Here is a 26,950-nt window from a genome sequence, read left to right on the forward strand (position 1 = left end):
CCGCCCACCAAATGTGCAAGTCGTCAAGCGCCAACGCCGGCAAATCGAGATTCCGATGAGCATTCGGCGGCTTTGCACGAAGAGCGTCATAGCCGCTCAGCTGGATGCGCCGGCGCCTGAAGATGCCCGAGCAATAGGGCCCTATGACGACTTCGACGGGAGTGAGCCTCTGCTCGTTCGACACGTCGAGACGGATACGGTATTCGAAGCCATTGTCGCTACGACGCCTTCGATTGCCAGCGGACTCTATCTCCGAGAGCCGGGAGACGAACTCAAGCTGTGGGCGCCCCTCTTTCGTCCCAATGGCCACTACCTGCTCGCGAGCTCGACGGAGAGCATTGAACGCGTAGTTGCTCATGTCAGGGCGCTGTCCCACGAGCAGTTGCAGGGCATCCTGGATACGTGGCTACACGCTTCACTCTGGCAGCTTCTCCGGCCATGGGACGACCAACGTGCGACGGAACTGAAAGCGCTTGTTCGCTACCGTTATACCGTCGGCGAGTTGCCGGTGCTCCTGCGCAGGCAACGCGAGCCGCGTCTAGATGCGCCGTCCACTGAGCACAACGGCAGACCTATCCTTCGGGCGCGTTGAATTCGTGTTCACTCGGCACAGTGAATCAGATTCGGTGATTCGAGGAGGTGCAAATGGAGAATCAGCATTTTCCCGCTGTACGTCTTCCAACTCAGGTTCCGGCACTCACGAGATGGCAACGCCTCGAAAGGCACTGGGCAGAGGAGGCTCCACTCGGAGCGCCAATTGGCCCGCTCAGTGACGATGAACTGATTCAAAGCTTCGTCAAATGGGGCACGCCGTCTGGCGGGCAAACCTATGTAAACGATGCGCGTGAGAACTCGCCCTCGCGCAAAGTGCAATCCAAAATCGGCAACGTCATCACACGCTACACCTCGCGGAAGATGAACCGAAGACTCGCGACCGAAAGCCGGCGTCCAGAGTTCGGCGCAGTGCTCCGCTACGATTTTGACGGCGTGACGCACGAGATTTACTGCCAACCGCCCGAGGTCCGCTTGAGCGTGCCGACAGAGCGCAAGCTGGCCGACGGCACCATCACTATCTACTCGGCGCCGCAAAAATACACCCCCGACATCCTCCGTCTCACCGCGTACGGGATATTTATAGACGAATGGAAGACTCCGCGCGACCTTGAGCTTCTACAAACAAAATATCCAGGTCGCTTTTTCCAGGAGAAAGACGGCACGTGGCGATGTCCCGAGCGTGAAGCTCACTTCGGCAGCCTCGGCATTACCTACTGCATGCGGTCTAGCGATGAAAACAATCCGACGTTCGTTTCGAACGTCGAGTTCCTGAGTGATTTCCTCTGCGACAGGGCAGCGCCCCTGACCGATTCAGCGTGGCGTGCGATAGAGACGATTACAGGCAAGAACTGCCCGATGACGCTTGGCCTTCTCCTGACTCAGGCGTACCCGGACCGCACACCATGGAACCAAGACATCATCGTCGACACGCCGCCGGGAGCATTCGTTGTCGATGACGTCTACAAAGCCATAGCCGAACAGCGGCTCTTCGTCGACCTTGATTTCGACGACCTATCTGAGACCGAAGACGTCATCGTCTGTTCGTCGCGTGCCCAGTTGGACGCAGTCGTCTTTAGCCGTGCTGCGCCAAGGGCGACGAGTGACGAAATTCTGCTCAATGTCGACATCGGCACGGAGTTTACGTTTCGAGACCGCACGGAGACTTTCGAGGTCTCGATGGTCAACGGCGAAACGGTTCACTTTTTTGACAAGCAATCGCGCGCTGGCACTCTGATGCCGGTCCACCTGTTCGAGCAAGCGCTGTATCGGCGCGACATTACTCTGCTTTCAACGACGCGTTCCATCGACGATGTGCTCGGTCATATCGAGGGGCTCACGGACATACAGATTATCGAAGGAAAGAATCGCCTTCTGATGGTAAAGGCAATTGAGGAAGGCAAGACTGTCCGTACCAATCTGAGCAAACGACAACGTCAACGCATAGTGAAGAGCGTGAGGGAGGCTGGCGACTCCATTGCCGCACAACGTTGGGCAGCAACACCGAAGCGGCGAAGTGGTGGGCGCGTTCAGATTTCAGAAAAGCAGCTCGCGCTCATTCGGAAGGTTATTGAAGAAGGGAACAACCCGACCAATGCGGGCGGTAGTGCCAACTACAAGCGATATGTCCGACTGAGTGGTGAGCAAGACGTTCATCCCGCTTCGCGGAAGACGTTCACGCTGCATGCGAAAGAATTTGTCGACAAGAAGGCGCGCCGTGGCAGCAGAGTCGTCTACGCCGAAGCTCCACTGGTTTGGTATCTGCACTTGACCGATAAGGTACACGGTGGCCGACCTTTCCATCGCGTGCACATTGACCACACCAAGCTGGACGTGTTCGTCACTATCCGAGGTCGCGGTGGCCGGATATTCCGGCGTCGACCGTGGCTAACCCTTGCAATCGACGCGGAGACACGCGCCGTATTAGGGTTCTACCTTTCCCTACATGCACCGAGCACGGTAAGTTGCATGATGGTCCTTAGGGCGATAGTGAAGGTACACAAACGAGTCCCTTTCTATATCGTCGTCGATAACGGCAAGGAATTTCACTCGTCCGCCTTCGACGCGCTGTGCGATTGGCTTGACGTTACCCTGCAGTTCCGCCCAGCGCACGAAGCACGGTTTGGGAATGTTATGGAGCGGCTCTTCGGGACTACAAACACCGAGCTTATCCACAACCTCGTAGGTAATACAAAAGCTCTCCAGAACGTGCGAACGGTGACCAAGTCGGTCAATCCGTTAAACGGCAAGCTCATGACGTTTCCGGAACTTCATGGCCTGCTCGACCACTACTTCTTCCAGGATTACAACCAGCGTGTGCATCCAGCTCATGACCACACCCCCATCGAATACATGAATCGCCGGCTCGGGCAAACGGGACGCCGCCTCGCTCGCCGCGTCCCATTTGATGGGCAGTTTTACATCCGAACGTGTATCGCTCCCTCGACGCATGGTTCCACACGAGTACTCGACAAGCAACGGGGAATCAAGATTGGGCACATCTGGTACACGTGCCGAGAGTTTGCGGACAGTTCGCTTCGCAACGGCCAAAAGCTCGGCGTGCTTGTCGACATGTGGGACGTCAGCATCGCCTACGCGAAGGTCAAGGGCGACTGGATTCGCTGTACCTCTCAATTGCTCATGAGATACCGAAGGCTGACGACGGTCGAATGGCGATATGTCATCTACGAAGTGCGTCTTCGTAGTCGAGGTGTGGACGATGAGGGAATGGAGCACGTGCTCCAGTCTGTCCTCCAAGACAATTGCGTGCCCGACGCCGCTGCATTGACCGAGGCCACACGGCAGGTTTATGGAGATGCACGGCTAATTGAAGACCAGTCCCAGCTCACCACCGACCAAATTATCTCGATGCCCGTCGCGCTCGCCATGGCCGAAGTGGCTGAAGACACGCCGGCGCCCGTTTTCCGCAATCCCGTGCCCGCCCCACGGCGGGATGCCGTCAATGCATCGCAGGATATTTTCAGCATTGACTACGACAAGTTGCCTACGAGAGGACGTATCCAAACCGGAGGAAGGGTATGAACAAGCGTCTTAGTTTGGAGGAAGCGCGTCTGCACGCACGAGCAGTGCGTGGGAGCCCCGACGACAAGTTCGAGTATTTGCGTTCGCTACGATTCACTCATCCAAATCTCGAAGCCGTACGAAAGCAAGTTCGCCAGAATACGACCCCGCACAGCGAGCTCTCGATAACGATTGTGACCGGACCTGCTGGTGTGGGAAAGTCAACCTTCGCGAACCTCTTGATGGAGGAGCTACTGAAAATCTACGAGGTTGAGATAAAAGAAGACCCCGGCTCGATACCTGTCGTCTACAACGAAATTGATGCTGCCGACGGCAAGCTGATTAATTGGCAGCTGTTCTACAAGAACTTGCTGCAAGACCTCCTTACGATAGTACCTGAGCCTCTACTCAATAAGGGGAGTTCAGCCCAAAGCACAAACACCGCAATCAAGAACAGCCGGATGCTGCTCGACGACGCACTCCGCAACCGGAAAGTTCGATACATCATCCTCGATGAGGTTGTCCACCTGACTGATAGCCGAACACCGCCTCTTCAGTACGGCAACCTGCTGAAATCTCTGGCGAACCGCGCGGGACTAAACCTTATCCTCGTCGGAGCCTACGGCTCTGAGCGACTCATGGAGGCAAGTGGTCAGTTGACGCGTCGGGTCGATGTGGTGCACTACGCGCGCTATCGTTCTACGAAGAAGGATTTCGCGGCATTCGCAACGTTCCTGAAGGAGTTTCAAAATTTCATCCCGCTTCCTTTCGAAATTCCCCTCAGTAAATACATTGAACCACTCTTTCGTGCTCATGTAGGACTGTCCGGCTACGCATCGCAGACCATAGCTAAGGCCGTCCGCACATGTGCGTACGAGGGAGCAAATCGATGGCACGACGACTATATGTGGAGTGCTTTTCCTGCCCCTGCCGCGCACGAGAAGATTGCATTGGAGACAATGGCAGGGGAAAAGGCCGTCGAACGGTATTTGAAATCGCCAGGCGAAAAAGCTTACCCGAGCGAAGCTGAAATGCTGGCAAGGCTCACCGCGGGACAAACAAAAGGTGGCTCGCGGTCGTCTCACGAAGGGAATCAAAGATGAGCCGCGTGCCGTCGCTTACTCGACCCGGTGGATGGCCGGAAGACTCCCCTCCCAGGTCCGTCCTATTCAACATCATCCCATACGGCTCCTGTGGAGCAGACCGGGAAGACCTCTGCAATTTTCTCTCTCGGTTAGCAGCCGAGCACCGAGTCAGTCGAGGCTCGCTGACGAGGCGCATTATCGGACCTGCCGCGTTCGAGCTTTTCAAGGTCCATCCAGACCAACTGACGTCCGAGATTGGTTGTACCAATTTTGCAGCCGGCGTCTGCGGAGTTACTGCCCAAGCGGCACGCTGGGCCCAGACTCTTAACCACCTCACACAACGTGAGGACCTTGAGTTATGCACCCTGCTCCCATTTAAAAACTTCGTATCGCCGTTCAAGCTGCAGGCTCTAAGCAGGAGGTGCTGCCCAGCTTGTTACGATGACGATATCTCGTCCGGTCGCACAATGTATGACCGACTATTGTGGCGCGTAGGCGCGGTCAATGCGTGTCCGGTTCACGGGCTTCAACTGATGCGGCTGCCAAAGCAACCCGTCGGCGTGAATCGGCCAGAGCAAGTAACTGACAATCGCGAAGTTACAGTACAAAGATTTCTCGAGTCGAGACCAACGAGAATCATCGCCTCGAAAGATGAAACCGACGACGCGCGGCTTGTTGCAAATCTTATCGACGACTCAGCATCGTTCCTAACGATGACGTATTCGCTGTCGTCACAGCGAGCGTTTCTGGAGCATGTCATCGACACCTTCTTCGAGGGCAAGTCTGCACATCTTGCTATGCAACTGGGCGTGGACAAGAGTCAACTTCACGGCTGGACGCATGGACGAGTGCGGATGAGCCTGCCTCGCTTAGTCTCGGTAGCCCGATGCTGTTGCTGCGAAATTGCCGACATACTGCTCGGTGAGCAAGTTGCAAAGCATTTTCACCCTCTACCCGAAGGCCAGCGCTCCCGAATTGTCAGTCAAGTACGTCGGGGCGCAGAAACGCCGTTAACCGAGATTAGGAAACGACTTCGAAAGCTAATTGAAACCAAAGAGGTTAGCGATGCGAGCGCAGCATCAAATGCACTCAATATTTCGCGGAAATTCTTGAGGAAGCATTTCCGCGAAGAAAATGCCCTGCTTGTCAAGCGAGGAGAGGAAACTCGGCGCGCATCTCGACGCGAGACAACTGAAGCGTTCGCTCGAGCATATCTGGTTGAGCACCAAGCCCTTGTCGATGACGGAATCTACCCAACACGACGTCTGGTCCTAGCGCGAGTCGACGTCGAAGTGCATGGTCGGCTCAAGCACCGAAAAGTACAGCTAGCCAAGCGGGAAGCACACTTGGCTACAGGCACGCCAATCGCGCTGCATGGCGATACGCCGATTTTGCGTCCACGTGTAGACAAAAAGTAGGAATCACTCCGGAACCGGACAATCTGTAACAGGTGCTATTACCTACTGCTGTCGTTAACGACATCTGTAGAGTAAAGCCACACAGAAGAAGAAATTCGCTGAAAGCCTTATCAGACTTGGCGCGCCCGGCTGGGATCGAACCAGCAACCCCTGCCTTCGGAGGGCAGTACTCTATCCATTGAGCTACGGGCGCCTTGACTTGCAGGCACGGCCATCGATCGAAGAACACGAGGAAGGCAGTGCCGGAGAGAGACCGAGAGAATAACCGGTTTCGGTCAAACCGTCCACCGCGCGGCTTATCCGGCGCCATATCGGCACGAAGCATGACAAGACACGCCATCAGGCCCTCGCGCTCCGGGTAAACGCCCGCTGAACTCCGCCCGCGGGCGCCCACCAGCCGCAAAACCTTCCGTCTATAATCGTCCGTGTTTGATCCGCCGCATGGCCATTGCCGTCCTGCTGTACCGCTCACCAAAAAACCAACGGGAGTCGAGACAAGCATGAGCGAAGCACCTCACGGAGCCCCGATCAAAACGCCCGGCCAGTTGATCGCCGCTGTCATCGCCGGGTTTGCCGTCCCCATCGTCATCATCATTTTGCTCGCCTATTACGTCGACAATACGACGCGCACCGGCGCGGGCACCGAAGAACTTTCCACCCAGCAGGTCGCCGCGCGCATCGCGCCGGTCGCCCAGGTGAACGTGCGCGACGCGAATGCGCCGCGCGTCTTCAAGACGGGCGAGCAGGTGTACCAGGCCGTCTGCTCGGCGTGTCACGCCTCGGGCACAGCCGGCGCGCCGAAGTTCGGCAACTCGGGCGATTGGGCCCCCCGCATCGCACAAGGCTACGACACGCTCTGGAAAACGGCGCTCTCCGGCAAGGGCGCAATGCCCCCGCGCGGCGGCACGAGCCCCGACGACTACAGCGATTACGAAATCGGCCTCGCCGTCGCCTATATGGCGAACCACGGCGGCGCAAACTTCCAGGATCCGCCCAAGCCCGCACCTGGCGCGGCCAATGCAGCGAACGCAGCTTCGGGCACGGCCGCCGCTGCCCCGGCCTCGGGCGCCGACGCAAACGCCGCCCAGGCCCAATCTGCCGCGGCGGCGATCGCTGCCATTCCGCAAGCCTCGTCCGCACCTGCGGCAGGCGGCGGCGAGCAGAGCGCGGACGCTTCGCAGGCCGGCAAGGCGCTCTATCAGCAGGTCTGCCAGGCGTGTCACGCGGCGGGCGTGCTCAATGCGCCGAAGTTCGGCAACAAGGCCGACTGGGCGCCGCGCCTCAAGGATCCGATGGACACGATCTACAACTACGCGCTGCACGGCAAGGGCACGATGCCGCCCAAGGGCGGTTCCAACGCATCCGACGCCGACGTGAAGGCCGCCGTCGATTACATGGTGAGCGCAGCGAAGTAAGTCGTCGCACGCGCCAGCACGCGTAAGATCCCCGCCCGTAGCGATACGCGCGGGGATTTTTTCATCCGTCGAGGGCAAGACAGTGTCGCGCGTCAGCCCACGGGACGCGCAAATTCGCGGACAAAGGCGAACGAACCTGAATCTTCCCCGGCGAGCGCACCGTAACGCGCGGCCAGATCGTCCGGGGCGAGCCACGGATAGCTCAAGCCTTCTTGCAGCCGCGCGAGCCGCTCTCCGTCCGGATCGTCGATGACATCCATCCGGGCAATGTGGATGTGGAACTGCGAAACGCGCGGCGCGAGATCGTTCTCATCGAACGTCCAGCGATACGTGCCGTGGCCGATCCGTAGGGCGCCCGCCGCGGCCTCGCGCATCACGACCAGCCACGGCAGTGTCTCGATCACGCCATGTTGCACGACGAGCGCGTCGGCTTCGCAGAGGTAGTACGTGCGGCAGCGCGAATAGCGCGCGCCAAAATCGCTGACCAGCGTCCTCGCGATCGCCTCGGCGCCATCGCTACGCGCAGGAAACGCGATGTTCGGCGTCGCTAGAGAGAACGTCAGCACGGCATCCGGCGCGAACGCTTCTTGGATGCGTACCGGCTTCGTGTTGTCCTTGGCGTCGATATAGACTTCAAGCGCGCGGCGATAGAGCGTTGTTTCGTTCATGGGTGGCGCAGAAAGATGAGGTCGTCCAATTTACCGCCCGGCCGATCTCAAAATTACAAACACCTCCCGGGCACGGGGGCATCAACCCTTCTGCAACAACGCCTTGAGACTCGCCAGCCGGTCCTTCGGCGTCATCGGCGCTTCCTCGGCCGTTGGAGGCGGCGCGTCGTCCAGCCCCATCTCCGGGATGAAGCGCGACGCTTCGCACACCACCGTCTCGCGCGCCCGCTTGCGCTTCTTGCACCAGTTCAGGTGCAGGCTGCGCTGCGCGCGCGTGATCGCCACGTACATGAGGCGGCGCTCTTCCTCGATGCGTGCGTCGTCGATGACGTCGTCCTCCGAGCCGCCGCGGTGCGGCATGATCCCCTCCTCGACGCCCACCAGGAACACGTGCGGATACTCCAGCCCCTTCGAGGCATGCACGGTCGAAAGACGAACCGCGTCCGGGTCGTCTTCCTTGCCTTCGAGCATCGACATCAGCGCTACGGTCTGGATAAGGCCCATGAGGTTCTTGCCGGTGTCCGCGAGGCCGTCGGCGTTGTCATAGCCGGTCGCTTCGCTGTCCTCGCCGGGCTCCTGCTCAGGCTTCGTGCCCTTGCGCTTGAGCCACTCCAGGAATTCGAGCACGTTCTGCCACTTCGACTGCGCCTGGCGCTCGTCGAAGGCGTCGTAGAGATATGCCTCGTAATGGATCGCGTCCATCAGATCGTCGAGCACGACGGTCGCCGGCTCCTTCAGCGCGCGCTCGGCGAGGCGCTGCATGAAGTCGCAGAACACGCGCATCGGCTCCACCTGGCGCGCCGAAAGCCGCGCCTCGATGCCGCCCATGTACACGGCCTCGAACAGCGACACCTTCGCCTGCCCCGCGAACGAGCCCAGCGCTTCGAGCGTGGTGTTGCCCACGCCGCGCCGCGGCGTGGTGATCGCACGGATGAACGCGGGGTCGTCGTCGTGGTTGGCGATCAGGCGCAGATACGCGCAGATGTCCTTGATCTCGGCCTTGTCGAAGAACGACTGGCCGCCCGAGAGCACATAGGGAATGCGCTCGCGGCGCAGCACCTGCTCGAATATGCGCGCCTGGAAGTTGCCGCGATAAAGGATCGCGTAGTCGCGAAACTGCGCGCGACGCTCGAACTTGTGCGCCGAGAGGCGAAACACGACCGATTCGGCTTCGTGCTCTTCGTCGTTGCAGGGCGTGACCGTGATCGTGTCGCCCATGCCGTGCTCGGACCACAGCTTCTTTTCGAACAGCTTCGGGTTGTTCGCAATGACGTTGTTCGCCGCCGTGAGAATCCGCACGGTCGAGCGGTAGTTCTGCTCGAGCTTGATGACGTGCAGCTTCGGGTAGTCCTTGCCGAGCTGCGCGAGATTCTCGATCGTGGCCCCGCGCCAGCCGTAGATCGCCTGGTCGTCGTCGCCCACGGCCGTGAACGCGGCGCGTGGGCCCGCCAGCAGCTTGAGCAGTTCGTACTGGCAGGTATTGGTGTCCTGGTACTCGTCGATCAGCAGATAGCGCAGCTTGTTCTGCCAGCGCTCGCGCACCGGCTCGTTTTTCGCGAACAGCTCGGTCGGCAGGCGGATCAGGTCGTCGAAATCGACGGCCTGGTAGGCGTGCAGCGTCGCTACGTAGTTGCGATAGACGATGGCGGCCTGGTGCTCGTCCTCGTTCGACGCGCTCGCGAGCGCCTGCTCCGGCATCACGAGGCCGTTCTTCCAGAGCGAAATGATCGACTGGATCTTGCGGATGAAACCCTTGTCGGTCGAACCCACCTGCTCCTGGATCATGGCGAAGCAGTCGTCCGAGTCCATGATCGAGAACTGGGGCTTGAGCCCCAGGTGCTCGGCTTCCTGGCGCAGGATCTGCACGCCCAGCGAGTGGAACGTGCAGACCGTCAGCTGGTTGGTCGGCACCTTGCGGCCTTCCTTGCCGGGCGTCGTGAGCGTCTTGCCTTCGAGCAGCTTGCCCACGCGCTCGCGCATTTCGGCGGCGGCCTTGTTGGTGAACGTGACGGCCGCGATATGGCGCGGCTCGAAGCCTTTCGCTTCGATGAGGTGCGCGATTTTTTGCGTGATGACGCGCGTCTTGCCGCTGCCCGCGCCGGCGAGCACGAGACAGGGACCGTCGAGATAGCGCACCGCTTCGCTTTGGGCGGGATTCAGGCCTGCGGACATCGTTGCTGGATTGGAAAAACGGGTGGTACGGCTGGGACGCGTGCGTATTTTCGTGGCGCTGCGGCGTCGGCTGAGAACGCCGACGCCCGGCAATCCGCACGGCGCGAGGCATGCGGACATCTCGCCCTCGCGCGGGAGGTGCGATGTTAACACGGCGCGGCGCTGCGCCGATGTCGCCCCCGATCTTCACGCGCCTCGTGGCTCATCCGTCCCTCGCCTCACCCCGCTCCCGCGGGCGCGCCGTGCCACAATAACGCCCTTCCGTCACCCACGGCCGTGGCTCGCGCCGCGCCGCTCATTCAGCGGGGCCCTCCGGTTCCGTCGCTGAAAAAGAGGAAGCGCCAAATGACTGCAACGCAGACTGCACCGCTGCAAATCGGCCTGATGGGCTACGGCTTCGCCGGCCAGACCTTCCACGCCCCCGTGATCGCCCATAGCGGCGCGGCGCAGCTTGCCGCCATCGCGACGAGCCAGGGCGAGCGCGCCCAGGCCGACTACCCCGGCGCCGCGATCGTCCCCGACCTCGACGCCCTGCTCTCGATCGACGCGATCGAGTGCGTCGTGATCGCCACGCCCAACGACACGCACTACGACCTCGCACGCCGCACGCTCGAGCGCGGCAAACATGTGCTCGTCGACAAGCCGGTCACGCTCACGGCCGAAGAAGCGCGCACGCTGGCGGCCATCGCGAAGCAGCGCGGCCTCGTGTTCGCGCCGTTCCACAACCGCCGCTGGGACGGCGATTTCCTCACCGTGCGCGAGTTGATCGCGAGCGGCAAGCTCGGGCGCGTCACGCACTACGAATCGCACTTCGACCGCTTCCGCCCGCAAGTGAAACAGCGCTGGCGCGAAGACGCCACGCGCGGCGGCGGCCTGCTCTACGACCTCGGGCCGCATCTGGTCGACCAGACGCTCGCGCTCTTCGGCGCGCCCGAATCGATCACCGCCTTCGTCCACACGCGCCGGGACAACGCGAGCGCGCCGGATTACGCGCACCTCGTGCTGCGCTACCCCCACCACGACGCCGTGCTGCACGCCAGCGCGCTCGCCGCGTACGCGCCGCGCTTCGCGATTCACGGCACACGCGGCAGCTATCTGAAGAACGGCCTCGACACCCAGGAGGATCAGCTCAAGGACGGGCTGCGCCCGGGGCAGCCGGGGTTCGGCGCGGGCAACGAGGCGGGCCGGCTGCACGTGCTGCGCGACGACGGCCAGGAAGCCGATCTCGAGGTGCCCAACGCGGCCGGCAACTACGCGGATCTGTACCGCGCGCTCGCCGCTGCGATTCGCGAGGGCAAGGCGTTCCCGGTGAGCCCTCAGGACGCCATCGACGTCATGGCGCTCATCGAGCTTGCAATGCAAAGCGCGCAAGAAGGCCGCACGCTAGCGTTCGTGCGCGAGTCCTGAGCGCCGCCGCGCGGGTCGAGACGCCGCCTCGCTCGCGTTCGGTTCGCCCCAGCCGGACCGCCCCCGTTTTTCGCCGCCGCCGCGCGGGTCGCACCGCCGATCTGCGCGAGCCAATGCCCGCAAAGCTTCCAGCGGTTTCGCCGCGCCGCGCGCCGAATTTTTCCGCATTGACACAGCCCCGACGCGTCGCGCACAATCGCTGCGCGCGCCGGGAGAGCGCGCCGTTTGCCTTCACTAGTGCAACCGGCGCCGCCGAAGGGGCAACCCACAAACTCTCAGGCAAAAGGACCGTGCGCGCCGGACCGCTGCTTCGCCGCTTCTGCGCTTTCTGCGCGAAGCCAACGAAGCAGCAGAAGGTCCGCAACTCTGGAGAGCGGCAGTAGAACGGGCGGTGGCGCAAAACTAACCGCCCCGCGTTCAGGCTGCCCACCGAAGGGGCGCGCGCCGCAATAAAGGGCGCAATCTCTCAGGTACCGAGGACAGAGGGGCCATGCAAGAATCGACCACGGGCATCGTGCCTGCGGCGCTTCCTGCATGGCCTTTTTCGTTTTCGCGCGATTTTTCGCGACTGCCCGAGGCCCCATGACCGAACTCAAACGCACCCCGCTGAACGACACTCACCGCGCGCTCAACGCCCGCATGGTCGATTTCGGCGGCTGGGACATGCCCGTCAACTACGGCTCGCAGATCGACGAGCATCGCGCCGTGCGCACCGACGCGGGCATGTTCGACGTCTCGCACATGTGCGTCGTCGACTTTTCGGGCCCGAAGGCACGCGAATTCTTCTCGCGCGTGCTCGCCAACAACGTCGCCAAACTCACCACGCCGGGCAAGGCGCTCTACTCCTGCATGCTGAACCCCGAAGGCGGCGTGATCGACGACCTGATCGTCTACTACTTCGCCGACGACCAGTTCCGCACCGTCGTGAACGCGGGCACGGCCGAAAAGGACATCGCCTGGTTCGAGAAGCTCAACGCCGAAGGCGGCTTCGGCCTCGCCATCACGCCGCGCCGCGATCTCGCGATCGTCGCCGTGCAGGGCCCGAACGCGCGCGAAAAGGTCTGGCAGGTCGCACCCTCCTCGCGCAGCGCCACGGAAGTTCTCAAACCCTTCAACGCCGCGAAGATCGAGGCGACGCCGTTCGGCCAGCTAATGATCGCGCGCACCGGTTACACCGGCGAAGACGGCTTCGAAGTCGTGCTGCCCGCCACCGCCGTGTGCGAGTTCTGGGACGCCCTCCAGCGCCAGGGCGTGAAGCCCTGCGGCCTCGGCGCGCGCGACACGCTGCGCCTCGAAGCGGGCATGAACCTCTACGGCCAGGACATGGACGACGCCGTCTCGCCGCTCGACGCGGGCCTCGCGTGGACCGTCGACATGAAAGAGCCGCGCGACTTCGTCGGCCGCCCGGCGCTGGAGGCGAACGGCTCGCGCATGGCCTTCGTCGGCCTGATCCTGCAGAAGGAAAACGGCAAGGCGGGCGGCGTGCTGCGCGCGCACCAGAAGGTGCTCACGCCGCACGGCGAGGGCGAGATCACGAGCGGCACGTTCTCGCCGACCATGCAGGAATCCATCGCCTTCGCGCGCGTGCCGAAGGGCGTGCAGCCGGGCGACGTCGTGCAGGTGCAGATCCGTGACAAGGCCCTTCCCGCAAGCGTGGTAAAACTGCCGTTCGTGCGCAACGGCAAGGTGCTCGTCGCCTGATCCGCAAGGATTTAAGCCGCGCACGCCCTCCCCTTTTTCAAGCAACAAGCGAACCAAAATTCGCCGAACCACGCACTGGAGCAACCCATGAGCATCCCGGCCGATCTGAAATACACCGAATCGCACGAGTGGATCCGCACCGAAGCCGACGGCACGCTGACCGTCGGCATTACCGACCATGCGCAGGAAGCGCTGGGCGACATCGTCTTCCTCGAGCTGCCTGACGCGGGCCGCGCGGTCGCCGCCGGCGACGCCGTCGCCGTGATCGAGTCGGTCAAGGCCGCCTCGGACATCTACGCGCCGGTCGCAGGCGAGATCATCGAGTCGAATACGTCGCTCGTCGATACGCCCGACCAGGTCAACGGTGCGCCGTACGAATCGTGGCTCTTCAAGATCAAGCCCGCCGCCGACGCCAAGCTCGATGCGCTGATCGACGCCGCAGCCTACGAAAAGGCCATCGGCGCTTAACTCCCGTAACCGCAACGGCGCGGCGGCGCGCTCGCCACGCGCACCGCCCGCGCCCGCAGGAACCCCCATGAAGCTCGAACACCCGGATCGTCTGATGAACTCCCCGCTCTCGCTTGCTGCGCTCGAAGCGCACGACGCTTTCGCCGCCCGCCACATCGGCCCTGACACGGCCGACCAGCAGGCGATGCTAGACGCGCTCGGCTTCGCCTCGCGCGCCGCGCTGATCGATGCGGTGATTCCGGCGAAGATCCGCCGCAACCAGACGCTCCCGCTCGGGCCGTTCTCGCAGCCGCGCTCGGAAGCCGAGGCGCTCGCCGCCCTGCGCGCGCTCGCGGACAAGAACCAGGTGTTCCGCTCGTACATCGGGCAGGGCTACTACGACACGCACACGCCGGCCGTCATCCTGCGCAACGTGCTCGAAAACCCGGCGTGGTACACCGCGTACACGCCGTACCAGCCGGAAATCTCGCAGGGCCGCCTCGAAGCCCTCCTGAACTTCCAGCAGATGATCACCGACCTCACGGGCCTCGCGATCTCGAACGCCTCGCTGCTCGACGAAGCCACCGCCGCCGCCGAAGCCATGACGCTCGTGCAGCGCGTGGGCAAGTCGAAGTCGAACGTGTTCTTCGTCGCCGACGACGTGCTGGCGCAGACGATCGAGGTCGTCAAGACGCGCGCGAAGCCGATCGGCATCGAGGTGAAGGTCGGTCCCGCCGCTGAGGCCCCCAGTGCAGGCGCCTTTGGCGTGCTGCTGCAATATCCGGGCGTGAACGGCGACGTGCGCGACTACCGCGCGCTCGCGCAAGCCGTGCATGCAGCCGGCGGCTCGGTGATCGCCGCCGCCGACCTGCTCGCCCTCACCGTGCTCACGCCCCCGGGCGAATGGGGCGCAGATGTGGCCGTGGGCAATTCGCAGCGTTTCGGCGTGCCGATGGGCTTCGGCGGCCCACACGCCGCGTATCTCGCGGTGAAGGACGAATTCAAGCGCCAGATGCCGGGGCGCCTCGTCGGCGTGACCGTCGATGCGCAAGGCAACCCGGCGCTGCGCCTCGCGCTGCAAACGCGCGAACAGCACATCCGCCGCGAGAAGGCCACCTCGAACGTCTGCACGGCGCAGGCGCTGCTCGCGATCATGGCGAGCATGTACGCCGTCTATCACGGCCCGCAAGGCCTCAAGCGCATCGCGCAGCGCGTGAACCGCGTCGCCGCGATCCTCGCCGCCGGTGCGAAGCAGCTGGGCTACACGCTCGTCAACGAGTCGTTCTTCGACACGCTCACGTTCGAAGCCGGCCCGCGCACCCAGGCGCTGCACGACGCCGCCCTCGCGCGCGGCATGAACCTGCGCCACGTGAGCGAGACGCGCGTGGGCGTGTCCGTCGACGAAACCACCACGCGCGCCGATCTCGCCGATCTGCTCGCCGTGTTCGCGCAAGGCGCGTTCGCGGAGGAAGCGCCCTCGATCGACAAGCTCGACGCCGAACTCGCCGCGAGCGCCACGGCAACGTTCCCGGCCGCGCTCGTGCGCGAAAGCGCATACCTCACGCATCCGGTCTTCAACCGTCATCATTCGGAAACGGAAATGCTGCGCTACCTGCGCAGCCTCTCCGACAAGGATCTCGCGCTCGACCGCTCGATGATCCCGCTCGGCTCGTGCACGATGAAGCTGAACGCGACCTCGGAAATGCTGCCGGTCACGTGGCCCGAGTTCGGCCGCATCCACCCGTTCGCGCCCGCCGAGCAGACCGTCGGCTACCGTGAGATGGTCGACCAGCTCGAACAGATGCTCGTGGCCGCGACCGGTTACGCCGCCGTCTCGCTGCAGCCCAACGCGGGCTCCCAGGGCGAGTACGCAGGCCTGCTCATCATCCATGCGTACCATGCCTCGCGCGGCGAAGGCGATCGCAACGTCTGCCTGATCCCCGCTTCGGCGCACGGCACGAACCCCGCATCGGCGCAAATGGCCGGCATGCAGGTCGTGGTCGTGGCGTGCGACGCACAAGGCAACATCGACCTCGCCGACCTCAAGGCCAAGGCCGAACAACACGCGGCGAAGCTCGCGGCGATCATGATCACGTACCCGTCCACGCACGGCGTGTTCGAAGAGAACGTCCGCGAAGTCTGCGAGATCGTGCACGCGCACGGCGGCCAGGTTTATGTCGACGGCGCGAACATGAACGCGATGGTCGGCCTCGCGGCCCCGGGCCAGTTCGGCGGCGACGTCTCGCACCTGAACCTGCACAAGACCTTCTGCATTCCGCACGGCGGCGGCGGCCCGGGCGTCGGTCCCGTTGCCGTGGGCGCGCACCTCGCGCAGTTCCTGCCGAACCAGCTTTCGTCGGGCTACAAGCGCGACGATCACGGCATCGGCGCGGTGAGCGCGGCGCCTTACGGCTCGGCCTCGATCCTGCCGATCTCGTGGATGTACATCGCGATGATGGGCGCGGCCAACCTCACCGCCGCGACCGAAAACGCGATCCTCAATGCGAACTACGTGGCGAAGAAGCTCGCGCCGCATTATCCGGTGCTCTACAGCGGCCCGGGCGGGCTCGTGGCGCACGAATGCATTCTCGATCTGCGCCCCATCAAGGATGCAAGCGGCATCACCGTGGACGACGTCGCCAAGCGCCTGATGGACTACGGTTTCCACGCGCCCACCATGAGCTTCCCGGTGCCGGGCACGCTGATGGTCGAGCCGACCGAGTCGGAGTCGAAGGAGGAGCTGGACCGCTTCGTCGACGCGATGGTTGCAATCCGTGAGGAAATTCGCGCCGTGGAAGAAGGCCGCGCGGACAAGGAGGACAACCCGCTGCGCCACGCGCCGCACACGGCCGCCGTCGTGGTCGCCGACGACTGGAAGCACGCCTACTCGCGCGAGCAGGCCGCCTACCCGGTCGCGTCGCTCGTCGCGCGCAAGTACTGGCCGCCGGTCGGCCGCGCCGACAACGCTTATGGCGACCGCAACCTGTTCTGCTCGTGCGTGCCAATGGCCGAATACGCGGATCAGGACAACCAGGCCGCCGGCGAATAAGCCACGCGAGGCCGCTGCGTGATCTTCCGGCTCACGCAGCGGCGGTCTTCCCCCTCACATTTGCCGCCGCAAACCGCTAACATCACACACCTGTCAGCCTTGAATCAGGGAGTCGCGCATGGCGCGGAAGGTGGGAATGGATTCACTGCGGGATTCACTGCGGGAGTCACGGCGGAAATCACTGCGGGACGCACTGCGGGTCTCGACGCGCAACGCGATCTGCCAGCCCGCGCGAACCACGAGCCGGCAGGCGCGCGGCCTCGCGCGTCGCGGCCCGCAGCGCCTCGCGGCCGCGCTGGCGCTCGCCTGCGCCACCTTCGGCGGCACGGCCCATGCGGCCATGAACTTCTGCGCGGCTCCCGCGCTGCAATCGAGCGAACGGACCAACGCCGACCCGGGCGTGAAGGCACTCGTGGCCGAGGTACTCGCGCATGTCAACGACGTGCCGCATCCGCCCGCGCGCCTGCATACCGAGGGCACGCTGCCGCACGAGGGCATCTACGACCAGAGCGTCGAGGCCGCGAAGGAGCTCGACCTCATGCGCAACGCGGCGCTCGCGTGGCGCGCGACGAGCGACGAGCGCTTCCTGAAGCTCGTGGACCGGTTTCTCTTTGCATGGGTCACCACCTACAAACCCAGCTTCAATCCCATCGACGAAACGCGCTTCGAGGGGCTGATCCTCGCCTACGACATGACCGCGAGCGCGCTGCCCGTGAAAACGCGCAACGCGACGATGCAATTCCTGAACAGCTTCGCGAACGGCTATATCGCGCAGATCGACGCGCAGCCGCGCCCGCTCAAGGGCAATTTCGCGAACAACTGGCAGAGCCATCGGGTCAAACTGGTAGCGATGATCGCGTTCACGCTCGACAACCGGAAGATGATCGCGACGGCGCAGCGGCTCTTCGTGGAGCATATCGGCGACAACGTGGCCCCCGACGGCTCCACGCTCGACTTCACCGAACGCGACGCGCTGCACTACGTGACCTACGATCTGCAGCCGCTCGTGACCGCCGCGCTCGCCGCACGGCGCCACAACCGCAACTGGCTGACCGAGCGCGCGGCCAACGGCGCCACGCTCGCCGCCGCGCTCGACTGGCTCACGCCTTTCGCGCTCGGCCAGAAAACGCACGAGGAATTCGTGCACTCGAACGTGCCGTTCGACGCGACGCGGCGCGAAGCGGGCCTGCCCGGCTACACCGGGGAGTGGGACCCGAAAAACGCCGCGGAACTCTTTCACCTGGCGGCGCGGCTCGACGGCCGCTTTGCACGAGTCGCCCTGCAACTCGCGCCCACGCCGCCCGCGTGGCTCGCCGTCTGTCTGCCGTTGCCGGCGCGCTAAACGCGCCCGAGGGCGGCGGCGGCGGCACGCAAGCAACGATGCCGCGATAGCGCCGCATCCTTACCAACCAACGTCAGACAAGCAGGAGCAGCACCCATGGCAGTAAGCGTTTTCGATCTGTTCAAAGTCGGCATCGGGCCTTCCAGCTCCCACACGGTCGGGCCCATGCGCGCGGCATTGATGTTCGCCGAAGGACTCGAGCGCGACGGACTGCTCGCGAGCACCGCCGCCGTGAAAGTCGAGCTGTACGGCTCGCTCGGCGCCACCGGCAAGGGCCACGGCACCGACCGCGGCGTCATGCTCGGCCTGATGGGCGATGCGCCCGACACCGTCGATCCCGACACCATCAACGAGCGCCTCGAAGCCGTGCGCAGCTCGCGCCAGCTCGCGCTACTCGGGCGCCACCCCATTGCGTTCGTGCCGAAGGAGCACGTGGCGTTCTATCGCCAGGCGCTGCCCGAGCACCCCAACGGCATGAAGCTGCGCGCGCTGGACGCCGGCGGCGAAACCCTGCGCGAAAGCACCTATCTCTCGGTGGGCGGCGGCTTCGTCGTCACGGCCGGCGCGCCGAACACCAAGGTGCTCGCCGCCGCGCAGCAACTGCCACATCCGTTCCGCACGGGCGCGGAAATGCTCGCGCAGTGCGCCGCGACGGGCAAGAGCATCGCCCAGATGATGCTCGAAAACGAGCGCGTCTGGCACAGCGACGAGCAGATTCGCTCCGGTCTCCTGCGCATCTGGGACGTGATGCAGTCGTGCGTCTCGCGTGGTTGCGGCATCAACAATCCCGACGCCGACGGCACCTTGCCCGGCCCGTTCGCCGTGAAGCGCCGCGCGTCGCAGCTCTATCGCGCGCTCACCGGCAACCCCGAGCGCGCGCTGCAGGACCCGCTCTCGATGATCGACTGGATCAACCTCTATGCGATCGCCGTGAACGAGGAGAACGCCGCAGGCGGGCGCGTCGTGACCGCGCCGACCAACGGCGCGGCCGGCATCATCCCCGCCGTGCTCCACTACTACGTGCGCTTCACGCCCGGCGCGAACGAGCAAGGTGTGATCGACTTCCTGCTCACCGCCGCCGCCATCGGCATTCTCTATAAGCTCAACGCGTCGATTTCCGGCGCGGAAGTGGGCTGCCAGGGCGAAGTGGGCGTGGCCTGCTCGATGGCCGCGGGCGCGCTCGCCGCCGTGCTGGGCGGCACGCCCCAGCAGGTCGAGAACGCCGCCGAAATCGGCATGGAGCACAACCTCGGCCTCACCTGCGACCCCGTGGGCGGCATGGTGCAGATTCCCTGCATCGAGCGCAACGCCATGGCCTCGGTGAAGGCCGTGAACGCCGCGCGCATGGCGCTGCGCGGCGACGGCGCGCACTATGTTTCGCTCGACTCCGTCATCAAGACGATGCGCGAGACTGGCGCCGACATGAAGACGAAGTACAAGGAGACCTCGCGCGGCGGCCTCGCGGTGAATATCGTGGAGTGCTGATCGTTTGATGCGGTGTCGCCTTGCCCGACGCGTTGCCCGAAGTATCCGGACGGACTCACGTAACGATTGAAGGAGACTTGAACGCCATGCAGCAGCCGAACGATTCCGCCACCACCACCGGGGCTCGCCTCCTCGTCGATACGCTCGTTGCCAATGGCGTCGAGCGCGTTTTCTGCGTACCCGGCGAGAGCTATCTCGCTGTGCTCGATTCGTTGTCCGACGAAACCGCGCGCATCGAGACCGTGGTCTGCCGTCACGAAGCGGCCGCGGCGAACATGGCGGAGGCGATCGGCAAACTCACGGGCAAGCCCGGCATCGCGCTCGTCACGCGCGGGCCGGGCGCCACCCACGCGTCGATCGGCGTGCACACGGCGTTCCAGGACTCCACGCCGATGATCCTGCTGATCGGCCAGGTCGCGCGCGACCAGACGGACCGCGAGGCGTTCCAGGAGATCGACTATCGCCGCATGTTCGGCCAGATGGCGAAGTGGGTCGCGCAGATCGACGATGCGCGCCGCGTGCCGGAGTACATGAGCCACGCGTTCCACGTCGCAATGTCGGGCCGGCCGGGTCCGGTCGTGCTCGCGCTGCCCGAGGACATGCTGAGCGGCGCGATTCCCGCAGCCGAAGCGCAGCCCATCGCGCCACCCGCGCAGCGTGTGCAGGCCTCGCCTTCCACGGCCCAGATGGCGCGGCTGCGCGAACTGCTCGCGGGCGCGAAGAAGCCGTTCGTGATCGCGGGCGGAAACGGCTGGAACACCCAGGCCTGCGCGGACTTTCAGCGCTTCGTCGAAAACTGGCAATTGCCCGTGGGTCTCGCGTTCCGCTTTCAGGACACGCTCAACAACGACCACCCGAACTACGCGGGCGACGTGGGCCTCGGCGTGAATCCCGCGTTGGCCAAACGCATTCGCGAAGCCGATGTGCTGCTCGCGCTCGGGCCGCGTCTGGGCGAAGCCACGACGGGCGGCTACACGCTCCTGGACATCCCCAAAACGAAACAGACGCTCATTCACGTGCACCAGGGCGCGGAAGAACTGGGGCGCGTGTATGCGGCCGACCTGCCCATCGTCTCCGGTCTCGCGGAAATCGCGGCGCTGCTCGCCGGGCTTCCCGCACCCGCCCAACCTGCGTGGGCCGGGAGCGCCGCGCAGGCGCACGAGGCGTGGCAGGCATGGCGCAAGCCGCTGCCGATGCCCGGCGACGTGCAACTGGGCGAAGTGATGGAGCAACTGCGCGCCCGTTTGCCCGACGACGCGATCGTCACGAACGGCGCAGGCAACTACGCGATCTGGCTGCACCGGCACTTCGCGTACCGCCACTTCCGCTCGCAGCTCGCGCCCACGAGCGGCGCCATGGGCTACGGCGTGCCCTCCGCGATCGCCGCGAAGTCGCTCTATCCGTCGCGCACCGTGGTCGCGCTCGCGGGCGACGGCTGTTTCATGATGGCCTCATCGGAACTCGCGACGGCGATGCGGTACGGCCTCAATGTCGTTTTTATCGTCGTGAACAACGCGCACTACGGCACGATCCGCATGCACCAGGAGCGCCACTATCCGAACCGCGTGCACGGCACACAGCTCACGAATCCCGACTTCGCGGCGTTTGCGCAGTCGTTCGGCGCGCACGGCGAAGTCGTCACCGCCACGGCACAGTTCGCGCCTGCGCTGGAGCGCGCGCTCACGGCTGGAAAGCCGGCGCTGATCGAGATTCGCGTGACGAAGGAAGCGAGCACGCCCGCGGCGACGCTCGAACAGGTTCGTGAAGCGGGCCGGAAGATGCGCGGAGCGTGACTGAAGAGGAATCCTGAAGAAGCTCACCTTTGGCCCTGTGGGCGATGGCAAGCGTGCAAACAAACAAAAAGCCCCGCAGGCTCGACACCCGCGGGGCTTTTCTACTCCTTGCAGCGTCAGGCGCTTACTTGCCGCCCACGCTCTGCAGCGTCGTCCACTTGCCGTCGACGACCTTGTACAGCGTGATGCCGCCGTTCTTCAGGTCGCCGCGCGTGTCGTACGCGAGGTCCGACGTCGTGACAGCCGGCATGCTGGTCTTCGCGAGGAACGGCAGATACTTCGCCGGATCCGTCGAGTTGGCCTTCTTCATTGCCGTGAACATCGCCATCGCGCCGTCATAGGCGTACGGCGAGTACGTCTGCACGTCTTCGCCGAAGCGCTTCTTGTACTTCTCGACGTAGTCCTTGCCACCCGGCATCTGGTCGAGCGGCAGGCCCGCGAGCGAAGCCACCGTGCCGTTCGCCGCGTCACCGGCGATCTGCAGGAAAGTCGGCGTGTGCACCATTTCGCCGCCCATCAGCGGAGCCTTGATGCCCAGCGACTTCATCTGCTTGACCATCGGCGCGGCCTGCGAATCGGCGCCGCCGAAGTAGACGAGGTCGGGGTTCATCGCCTTCGCCTTCGTCAGGACCGACTTGAAGTCGACGGCCTTGTCGTTGGTGTACTCGCGATCGATGATGTTGCCGCCGGCCGCCTTCGCTGCCTTCGAGAACTCGTCGGCGAGACCCTGGCCGTAGGCCGTGCGGTCATCGATCACGACGATCTTCTTCATGCCGAGGTTCTTCACCGCGAACGTGCCTGCCACCGAACCTTGCTGCGTGTCCGAGGTCATCATGCGGAACGTCGTCTTGAAGCCTTGCTGCGTGTACTCAGGCGCGGTCGCCATGGCGATCTGCGGGATGCCCGCGTTCGCGTAGATGCGCGAAGCCGGAATCGTCGTGCCCGAGTTGAAGTGACCGAGCATGCCCTTGATGCCGTCGTCGACGAGCTTCTGCGCGACCGTCGTGCCCGTGCGCGGGTCGGCCTGGTCGTCGGCCGAGTCGAGCACGAAGCGCACCGGCTTGCCGCCGATCACGGGCTTCGTCGCGTTGATGTCCTCGACGGCGAGCGTGATGCCGTTCTGGAAATCCTTGCCGTAGTGCGCCTGGGCGCCCGTCATCGGGCCGGCGAAACCCACCTTCACTTCTTCGACTTGCTGTGCGTGCGCAGTCCCCACCAGCGACACGGCCGCAACGAGCGTTGCACCTGCCAGCTGCTTCATCGTGTGTTGCATTGCTTCTCCTTGGTACCAGGTATCAAACGAGCGGCTTCGGATTGAATGAGCCTTGCCGCTTCCTTGTCTTGAGACGACCGACAGTATGGCTGCTGCTTAGCCGATCGTCATCAAATTCGCGTTACCGCCTGCTGCGGCCGTATTCACGCTGACCGAACGTTCCGCGAGCAGACGTTCGAGCGCGTAATCCTCATCGCCGTTGGCGAGCGCGTGCGCCGCCACGCCCTGGACCGAAACGATCGGGCCGGGACGTTTTGCCACGTCCTTCACGAGCGCGAGCAGCTCGTCGCTGTCGCCTTCGAAGAGGACGGCGTCGAAGTCGGCGTCCGCCGTCTTCCTGATCGCCACGTGCGCCTTCAGTGGCGCCGGGAGCGCGTTCACCAGCGCCTCGCCCGCCGCGCCCTGGAACAGCGCGCGGTTGCCCGTTGCGAGCGCAACGGCCAGTTGCGCGCGTGCGCCGGTTGCCGTCGAGGGCACGCACAGCACCGTGCCGCGCGCCGAAAGCGTGTACGTGTTGCGCTCGCCCGTCGGGCCCGGCAGAACGGCCGTGGCGCCCGCGAGCACGTATTCGAGGTAGCCTTCGCAGCGTGCCGCGAGTGCGGGCTGGCGCTCGGCAATGAGCCAGTCGCGCAGCGTCGTGAGCGCCGATTGTGCCGACTGCGGTGCGCTCTCACCTTGCGGTACGTCGACCACGAGTGCATCGGCGAGCGACTTCGGCAGGCCGGCCGGACGCTTCGCGAGCAGGCGCGAGAGATACAGCGCGCCACCGGCCTTCGGACCCGTGCCCGAAAGCCCTTCGCCGCCGAACGGCTGCACGCCCACCACCGCGCCGATCACGTTGCGGTTCACGTAGATGTTGCCCACGTGCGCGCGGCCGACCACGTGCGCGATCGTTTCGTCGATGCGTGTGTGAATGCCGAGCGTGAGGCCATAGCCCGTCGCGCGGATCTGTTCGAGCAGGCGGTCGAGCTGGCTGCGGCGATAACGCACCACGTGCAGCACCGGGCCGAACACTTCGCGCTTGAGTTCGTCGAGGCTGTCGAGCTCGATGAGCGTCGGCGGCACGAACGTGCCTTGCGCGCAGCTCTCGGGCATCGGCATCTGCTGGACCGTGCGCCCCTTTTCACGCATGGCGGCGACGTGCGCATCGATGCCGCGCTTCGCGTCGACGTCGATCACAGGGCCAACGTCAGTCGAGAGGCGGTCGGGGTTGCCCACCGCGAGCTCCTTCATCGCGCCCGTGAGCATCTCGAGCGTGCGGTCGGCCACGTCGTCCTGCAGGCACAGCACGCGCAGCGCCGAGCAGCGCTGGCCCGCCGAATCGAACGCGCTTTGCAGCACGTCGGCCACCACCTGCTCTGCGAGCGCCGACGAATCGACGATCATCGCGTTCTGGCCGCCGGTTTCGGCGATCAGCGGAATCGGGCGGCCTTCCGAATCGAGGCGCTCGGAGAGCGTCTTGTTGATGAGGCGCGCGACTTCGGTCGAGCCCGTGAACATGACGGCGCGCGTGCGCGCATCGGCGACCAGCGCCGCACCCACGGTTTCGCCGTTGCCCGGCAGCAATTGCACCGCGCCCGCCGGCACGCCGGCTTCGCGCAGAATGCGCACCGCTTGCGCCGCGATCAGCGGCGTTTGTTCTGCGGGCTTCGCGAGCACCGTATTGCCAGCGGCGAGGGCGGCAGCCACCTGGCCCATGAAGATCGCGAGCGGGAAGTTCCACGGGCTGATACACACCACGGGACCGAGCGGGCGATGTGTGTCGTTCGAGAACTCCTGGCGGATCTGCGTGGAGTAGTAGCGCAGAAAATCGATCGCTTCGCGAATCTCGGCCACGGCGTTCGGCAGCGACTTGCCCGCTTCGCGCACGATCAGGCCCATGAGCGTGTGCATCTGCGCTTCGAGCAGGTCGGCGGCGCGTGCGAGGCAGTCGGCGCGCGCTTCGACGGGCGTTGCCTGCCAGATCGGCGCGGCGGCCACGGCGTGCGAGAGCGCGGCGCTCACGTGCTCGCTCGTTGCCTCCACAACGGTGCCGACGAGATCGCGATGATCGGCCGGATTGCGCACGTCGCGCGCGACGCCCGCGATGATTTCGTGGCCTTCGAGCATCGGCGCGGCGCGCCACGGATGATGCGCGCTCGCGAGCAGCGCCGACGAAAGCGACGCGAGGCGATGTTCGTTCGAGAGGTCGAGGCCCATCGAGTTGAAGCGCTCCTTGCCGTACAGCTCGCGCGGCAGCGGAATCTTCGCGTGCGGCGCGCCCAGCGGCACGACCTTCGCAGCTTCGTCGATGGGGTTCGCGACCAGCTCGGCGACGGGCACGCTTTCATCGGCGATGCGGTTCACGAACGACGTGTTCGCCCCGTTTTCGAGCAGGCGGCGCACGAGGTACGCGAGCAGCGTTTCATGCGTGCCGACCGGCGCGTAGACGCGGCACGGACGGTTGAGCTTGCCCTGCGAGAGCGGGCCCGTGACTTCTTCGTACAGCGGCTCGCCCATGCCGTGCAGGCACTGGAATTCGTACTGGCCGGGATAGTAGTTCTGCCCCGCGAGGTGATAGATCGCCGAGAGCGTGTACGCGTTGTGCGTGGCGAACTGCGGATACACCGCGTCCGGCGCGCCGAGCAGCTTCTTCGCGCAGGCGAGGTACGACACATCGGTGTAGATCTTGCGCGTGTACACGGGGTAGCCTTCGAGGCCATCGACCTGTGCGCGCTTGATTTCCGTATCCCAGTACGCGCCCTTCACGAGGCGCACCATGATGCGGTGACGGCTGCGGCGCGCGAGATCGACGATGTAGTCGATCACGAACGGGCAGCGCTTCTGGTAAGCCTGCACCACGAAGCCAATGCCGTTCCAGCCCGCGAGTTCCGGGTCGAAACACAGCGCTTCGAGCAGGTCGAGCGAGAGTTCGAGGCGGTCGGCTTCTTCGGCGTCGATATTGAGGCCGATGTCATAGCGACGCGCCAGCACGGCGAGCGCGCGCACGCGCGGCAGCAGCTCGTTCATCGTGCGTTCCTGCTGCGCGCGCGAATAGCGCGGATGCAGCGCGGAGAGCTTGATCGAGATGCCGGGGCCTTCGTAGATGCCGCGGCCGCCCGCGGCCTTGCCGATGGCGTGGATCGCCTGCTCGTACGATGCGTAGTAGCGCTGAGCATCGGCTTCCGTCGTCGCGGCTTCGCCGAGCATGTCGTACGAGTAGCGGAACCCGCGCGCTTCGAACTTGCGGCTGTTGGCGAGGGCTTCGGAGATCGTCTCGCCCGTGACGAACTGCTCGCCCATCAAGCGCATCGCCATATCGACGCCCTTGCGGATCAGCGGCTCGCCGCCCTTGCCGATCATGCGCGTGAGCGCCGACGAAAGGCCGGCTTCGCTGTTCGTCGTGACGAGCTTGCCGGTGATCATGAGGCCCCACGTCGCGGCGTTCACGAACAGCGACGGCGCATGGCCGACGTGCGACTTCCAGTCGCCCTTGCTGATCTTGTCGCGAATGAGCGCGTCGCGCGTGGCGCGGTCGGGAATACGCAGCAGCGCCTCGGCGAGGCACATCAGCGCGACGCCTTCCTGGCTCGAAAGCGAGAACTCGTGGATCAGGCCTTCCACGCCCCCGCCCGAGCGCTTAGCGCGCAGCGTTTCCACGAGACGCGTGGCGAGCTTCGTCACGTCGCCGGTGAGGTTGGCCGGCAGGCGCGCCTCGCCGATCAGGAATGGCACGCATTCCGGCTCCGGGCGGCGGTACGCGGCCGTGATGGCCGCGCGCAGCACCGACTGCGGTTGCACGTTCTGCGCGAATTCGAGGAACGGGTGCGAGGCGGCTTCGTCGTCGTCGGAGTTAGCGCCATCGGCGAGATCGGTTGCGCCGACGTGGCCATTGAGTTCCGGCGGCAACTGACCGTGCTCGATTTTCTCGAGATAGGCAAAGATGGCTTGCTTGATGAGCCAGTGCGGCGTGCGCTCGAGCCGCGTGGCGGCGTCCTTCAGGCGGGAGCGGAGGAGATCGTCGACCTTGACGCCAAGTGTGGTGCTAGCCATGGTTCCTTCGTATGCCGGCTCAACGCACCGGCGGTGACTAAAAAGTTGGCGAATCGTAACCCTACAATTAAAAAGGTGCAACCACTCTCC

16 protein-coding genes, 1 tRNA gene, 1 pseudogene and 2 riboswitches are annotated in these 26,950 nt (G+C 64.4%); of the genes and pseudogenes, 13 read left to right on the top strand and 5 right to left on the bottom strand.

Going from position 1 to position 26,950, the window contains the following annotated elements; all coding sequences use genetic code 11:
* From BMI01S_RS06430 to BMI01S_RS42895, 5 genes and pseudogenes are all read left to right on the top strand, one after another.
* A partial coding sequence (locus tag BMI01S_RS06430; protein WP_218002754.1) for a hypothetical protein occupies window positions 1-592 on the top strand: 592 nt, incomplete at its 5' end.
* Window positions 593-645: 53 nt separating this feature from the next.
* A complete protein-coding gene (locus tag BMI01S_RS06435) occupies window positions 646-3,594 on the top strand; it encodes a DDE-type integrase/transposase/recombinase (protein ID WP_052408426.1) in 2,949 nt (982 codons plus the stop codon).
* Window positions 3,591-4,676, top strand: coding sequence for an ATP-binding protein (locus BMI01S_RS06440; RefSeq protein ID WP_051381370.1), 1,086 nt, complete (start codon window positions 3,591-3,593; stop codon window positions 4,674-4,676). Before BMI01S_RS06435 ends, BMI01S_RS06440 begins: the two co-directional genes overlap by 4 nt.
* A pseudogene (locus BMI01S_RS44020) lies at window positions 4,673-5,179 on the top strand (TniQ family protein); the annotation flags it as partial. The gene BMI01S_RS06440 and the pseudogene BMI01S_RS44020, both read left to right, overlap by 4 nt.
* 12 nt (window positions 5,180-5,191) lie before the next feature.
* Window positions 5,192-6,076 (top strand): hypothetical protein, encoded by an 885-nt coding sequence (locus tag BMI01S_RS42895; RefSeq protein ID WP_244145321.1) that lies wholly within the window; start codon window positions 5,192-5,194, stop codon window positions 6,074-6,076.
* 117 nt (window positions 6,077-6,193) lie between these two features.
* On the opposite strand, the gene BMI01S_RS06445 is transcribed toward BMI01S_RS42895, so the two are convergent.
* A tRNA-Arg gene (locus tag BMI01S_RS06445) sits at window positions 6,194-6,269 on the bottom strand.
* A 307-nt stretch (window positions 6,270-6,576) separates the two neighbouring features.
* Here BMI01S_RS06445 and BMI01S_RS06450 point away from each other — a divergent pair.
* Window positions 6,577-7,491 (top strand): c-type cytochrome, encoded by a 915-nt coding sequence (locus tag BMI01S_RS06450; RefSeq protein ID WP_028213208.1) that lies wholly within the window; start codon window positions 6,577-6,579, stop codon window positions 7,489-7,491.
* 92 nt (window positions 7,492-7,583) lie between these two features.
* On the opposite strand, the gene BMI01S_RS06455 is transcribed toward BMI01S_RS06450, so the two are convergent.
* Complete coding sequence (locus BMI01S_RS06455; RefSeq protein WP_028213209.1) at window positions 7,584-8,159, bottom strand: hypothetical protein; 576 nt, start codon at window positions 8,157-8,159, stop codon at window positions 7,584-7,586.
* A gap of 81 nt (window positions 8,160-8,240) precedes the next feature.
* Window positions 8,241-10,331 carry a UvrD-helicase domain-containing protein gene (locus BMI01S_RS06460; protein WP_028213210.1) on the bottom strand — a complete coding sequence of 697 codons (2,091 nt, stop codon included), beginning with the start codon at window positions 10,329-10,331 and terminating at the stop codon, window positions 8,241-8,243.
* A gap of 345 nt (window positions 10,332-10,676) precedes the next feature.
* On the opposite strand from BMI01S_RS06460, the gene BMI01S_RS06465 reads away from it, so the two are divergent.
* From BMI01S_RS06465 to BMI01S_RS06495, 7 genes are all read left to right on the top strand, one after another.
* A complete protein-coding gene (locus BMI01S_RS06465; protein ID WP_036019816.1) occupies window positions 10,677-11,738 on the top strand; it encodes an oxidoreductase in 1,062 nt (353 codons plus the stop codon).
* 199 nt (window positions 11,739-11,937) lie between these two features.
* Window positions 11,938-12,038: riboswitch (glycine riboswitch) on the top strand.
* 56 nt (window positions 12,039-12,094) lie between these two features.
* Window positions 12,095-12,231: riboswitch (glycine riboswitch) on the top strand.
* Between the two features lie 89 nt (window positions 12,232-12,320).
* Complete coding sequence (gene gcvT / locus BMI01S_RS06470; protein WP_028213212.1) at window positions 12,321-13,439, top strand: glycine cleavage system aminomethyltransferase GcvT; 1,119 nt, start codon at window positions 12,321-12,323, stop codon at window positions 13,437-13,439.
* An 87-nt stretch (window positions 13,440-13,526) separates the two neighbouring features.
* The gene (gene gcvH, locus BMI01S_RS06475; protein ID WP_028213213.1) at window positions 13,527-13,907 is read left to right on the top strand and encodes a glycine cleavage system protein GcvH; all 381 of its coding nucleotides are present in this window, start codon (window positions 13,527-13,529) and stop codon (window positions 13,905-13,907) included.
* Between the two features lie 67 nt (window positions 13,908-13,974).
* Window positions 13,975-16,935 carry an aminomethyl-transferring glycine dehydrogenase gene (gene gcvP, locus BMI01S_RS06480; RefSeq protein WP_028230511.1) on the top strand — a complete coding sequence of 987 codons (2,961 nt, stop codon included), beginning with the start codon at window positions 13,975-13,977 and terminating at the stop codon, window positions 16,933-16,935.
* Window positions 16,936-17,275: 340 nt separating this feature from the next.
* A complete protein-coding gene (locus BMI01S_RS06485; RefSeq protein WP_238327965.1) occupies window positions 17,276-18,277 on the top strand; it encodes an alginate lyase family protein in 1,002 nt (333 codons plus the stop codon).
* A 96-nt stretch (window positions 18,278-18,373) separates the two neighbouring features.
* On the top strand, window positions 18,374-19,762 hold the full coding sequence (locus BMI01S_RS06490; RefSeq protein ID WP_028213216.1) for an L-serine ammonia-lyase: 1,389 nt from the start codon (window positions 18,374-18,376) through the stop codon (window positions 19,760-19,762).
* A gap of 86 nt (window positions 19,763-19,848) precedes the next feature.
* On the top strand, window positions 19,849-21,555 hold the full coding sequence (locus BMI01S_RS06495) for a thiamine pyrophosphate-binding protein (RefSeq protein ID WP_028230509.1): 1,707 nt from the start codon (window positions 19,849-19,851) through the stop codon (window positions 21,553-21,555).
* Window positions 21,556-21,679: 124 nt separating this feature from the next.
* On the opposite strand, the gene BMI01S_RS06500 is transcribed toward BMI01S_RS06495, so the two are convergent.
* Window positions 21,680-22,828: a branched-chain amino acid ABC transporter substrate-binding protein gene (locus BMI01S_RS06500; protein WP_028213218.1), complete on the bottom strand. Its 1,149-nt coding sequence runs from the start codon at window positions 22,826-22,828 to the stop codon at window positions 21,680-21,682.
* Between the two features lie 96 nt (window positions 22,829-22,924).
* Window positions 22,925-26,860: a trifunctional transcriptional regulator/proline dehydrogenase/L-glutamate gamma-semialdehyde dehydrogenase gene (putA, locus tag BMI01S_RS06505; RefSeq protein WP_028213219.1), complete on the bottom strand. Its 3,936-nt coding sequence runs from the start codon at window positions 26,858-26,860 to the stop codon at window positions 22,925-22,927.
* Window positions 26,861-26,950 lie beyond the last annotated feature (90 nt).

The organism is Paraburkholderia mimosarum LMG 23256 = NBRC 106338 (assembly GCF_000739815.1).
In the GTDB taxonomy this organism is placed as follows: domain Bacteria; phylum Pseudomonadota; class Gammaproteobacteria; order Burkholderiales; family Burkholderiaceae; genus Paraburkholderia; species Paraburkholderia mimosarum.

Coding starts and splice junctions, on each gene's coding strand:
- BMI01S_RS06435 (WP_052408426.1), top strand. CDS start 646: ATGGAGAATCAGCATTTTCCCGCTGTACGTCTTCCAACTCAGGTTCCG.
- BMI01S_RS06440 (WP_051381370.1), top strand. CDS start 3,591: ATGAACAAGCGTCTTAGTTTGGAGGAAGCGCGTCTGCACGCACGAGCA.
- BMI01S_RS42895 (WP_244145321.1), top strand. CDS start 5,192: ATGCGGCTGCCAAAGCAACCCGTCGGCGTGAATCGGCCAGAGCAAGTA.
- BMI01S_RS06450 (WP_028213208.1), top strand. CDS start 6,577: ATGAGCGAAGCACCTCACGGAGCCCCGATCAAAACGCCCGGCCAGTTG.
- BMI01S_RS06455 (WP_028213209.1), bottom strand. CDS start 8,159: ATGAACGAAACAACGCTCTATCGCCGCGCGCTTGAAGTCTATATCGAC.
- BMI01S_RS06460 (WP_028213210.1), bottom strand. CDS start 10,331: ATGTCCGCAGGCCTGAATCCCGCCCAAAGCGAAGCGGTGCGCTATCTC.
- BMI01S_RS06465 (WP_036019816.1), top strand. CDS start 10,677: ATGACTGCAACGCAGACTGCACCGCTGCAAATCGGCCTGATGGGCTAC.
- gcvT (WP_028213212.1), top strand. CDS start 12,321: ATGACCGAACTCAAACGCACCCCGCTGAACGACACTCACCGCGCGCTC.
- gcvH (WP_028213213.1), top strand. CDS start 13,527: ATGAGCATCCCGGCCGATCTGAAATACACCGAATCGCACGAGTGGATC.
- gcvP (WP_028230511.1), top strand. CDS start 13,975: ATGAAGCTCGAACACCCGGATCGTCTGATGAACTCCCCGCTCTCGCTT.
- BMI01S_RS06485 (WP_238327965.1), top strand. CDS start 17,276: ATGAACTTCTGCGCGGCTCCCGCGCTGCAATCGAGCGAACGGACCAAC.
- BMI01S_RS06490 (WP_028213216.1), top strand. CDS start 18,374: ATGGCAGTAAGCGTTTTCGATCTGTTCAAAGTCGGCATCGGGCCTTCC.
- BMI01S_RS06495 (WP_028230509.1), top strand. CDS start 19,849: ATGCAGCAGCCGAACGATTCCGCCACCACCACCGGGGCTCGCCTCCTC.
- BMI01S_RS06500 (WP_028213218.1), bottom strand. CDS start 22,828: ATGCAACACACGATGAAGCAGCTGGCAGGTGCAACGCTCGTTGCGGCC.
- putA (WP_028213219.1), bottom strand. CDS start 26,860: ATGGCTAGCACCACACTTGGCGTCAAGGTCGACGATCTCCTCCGCTCC.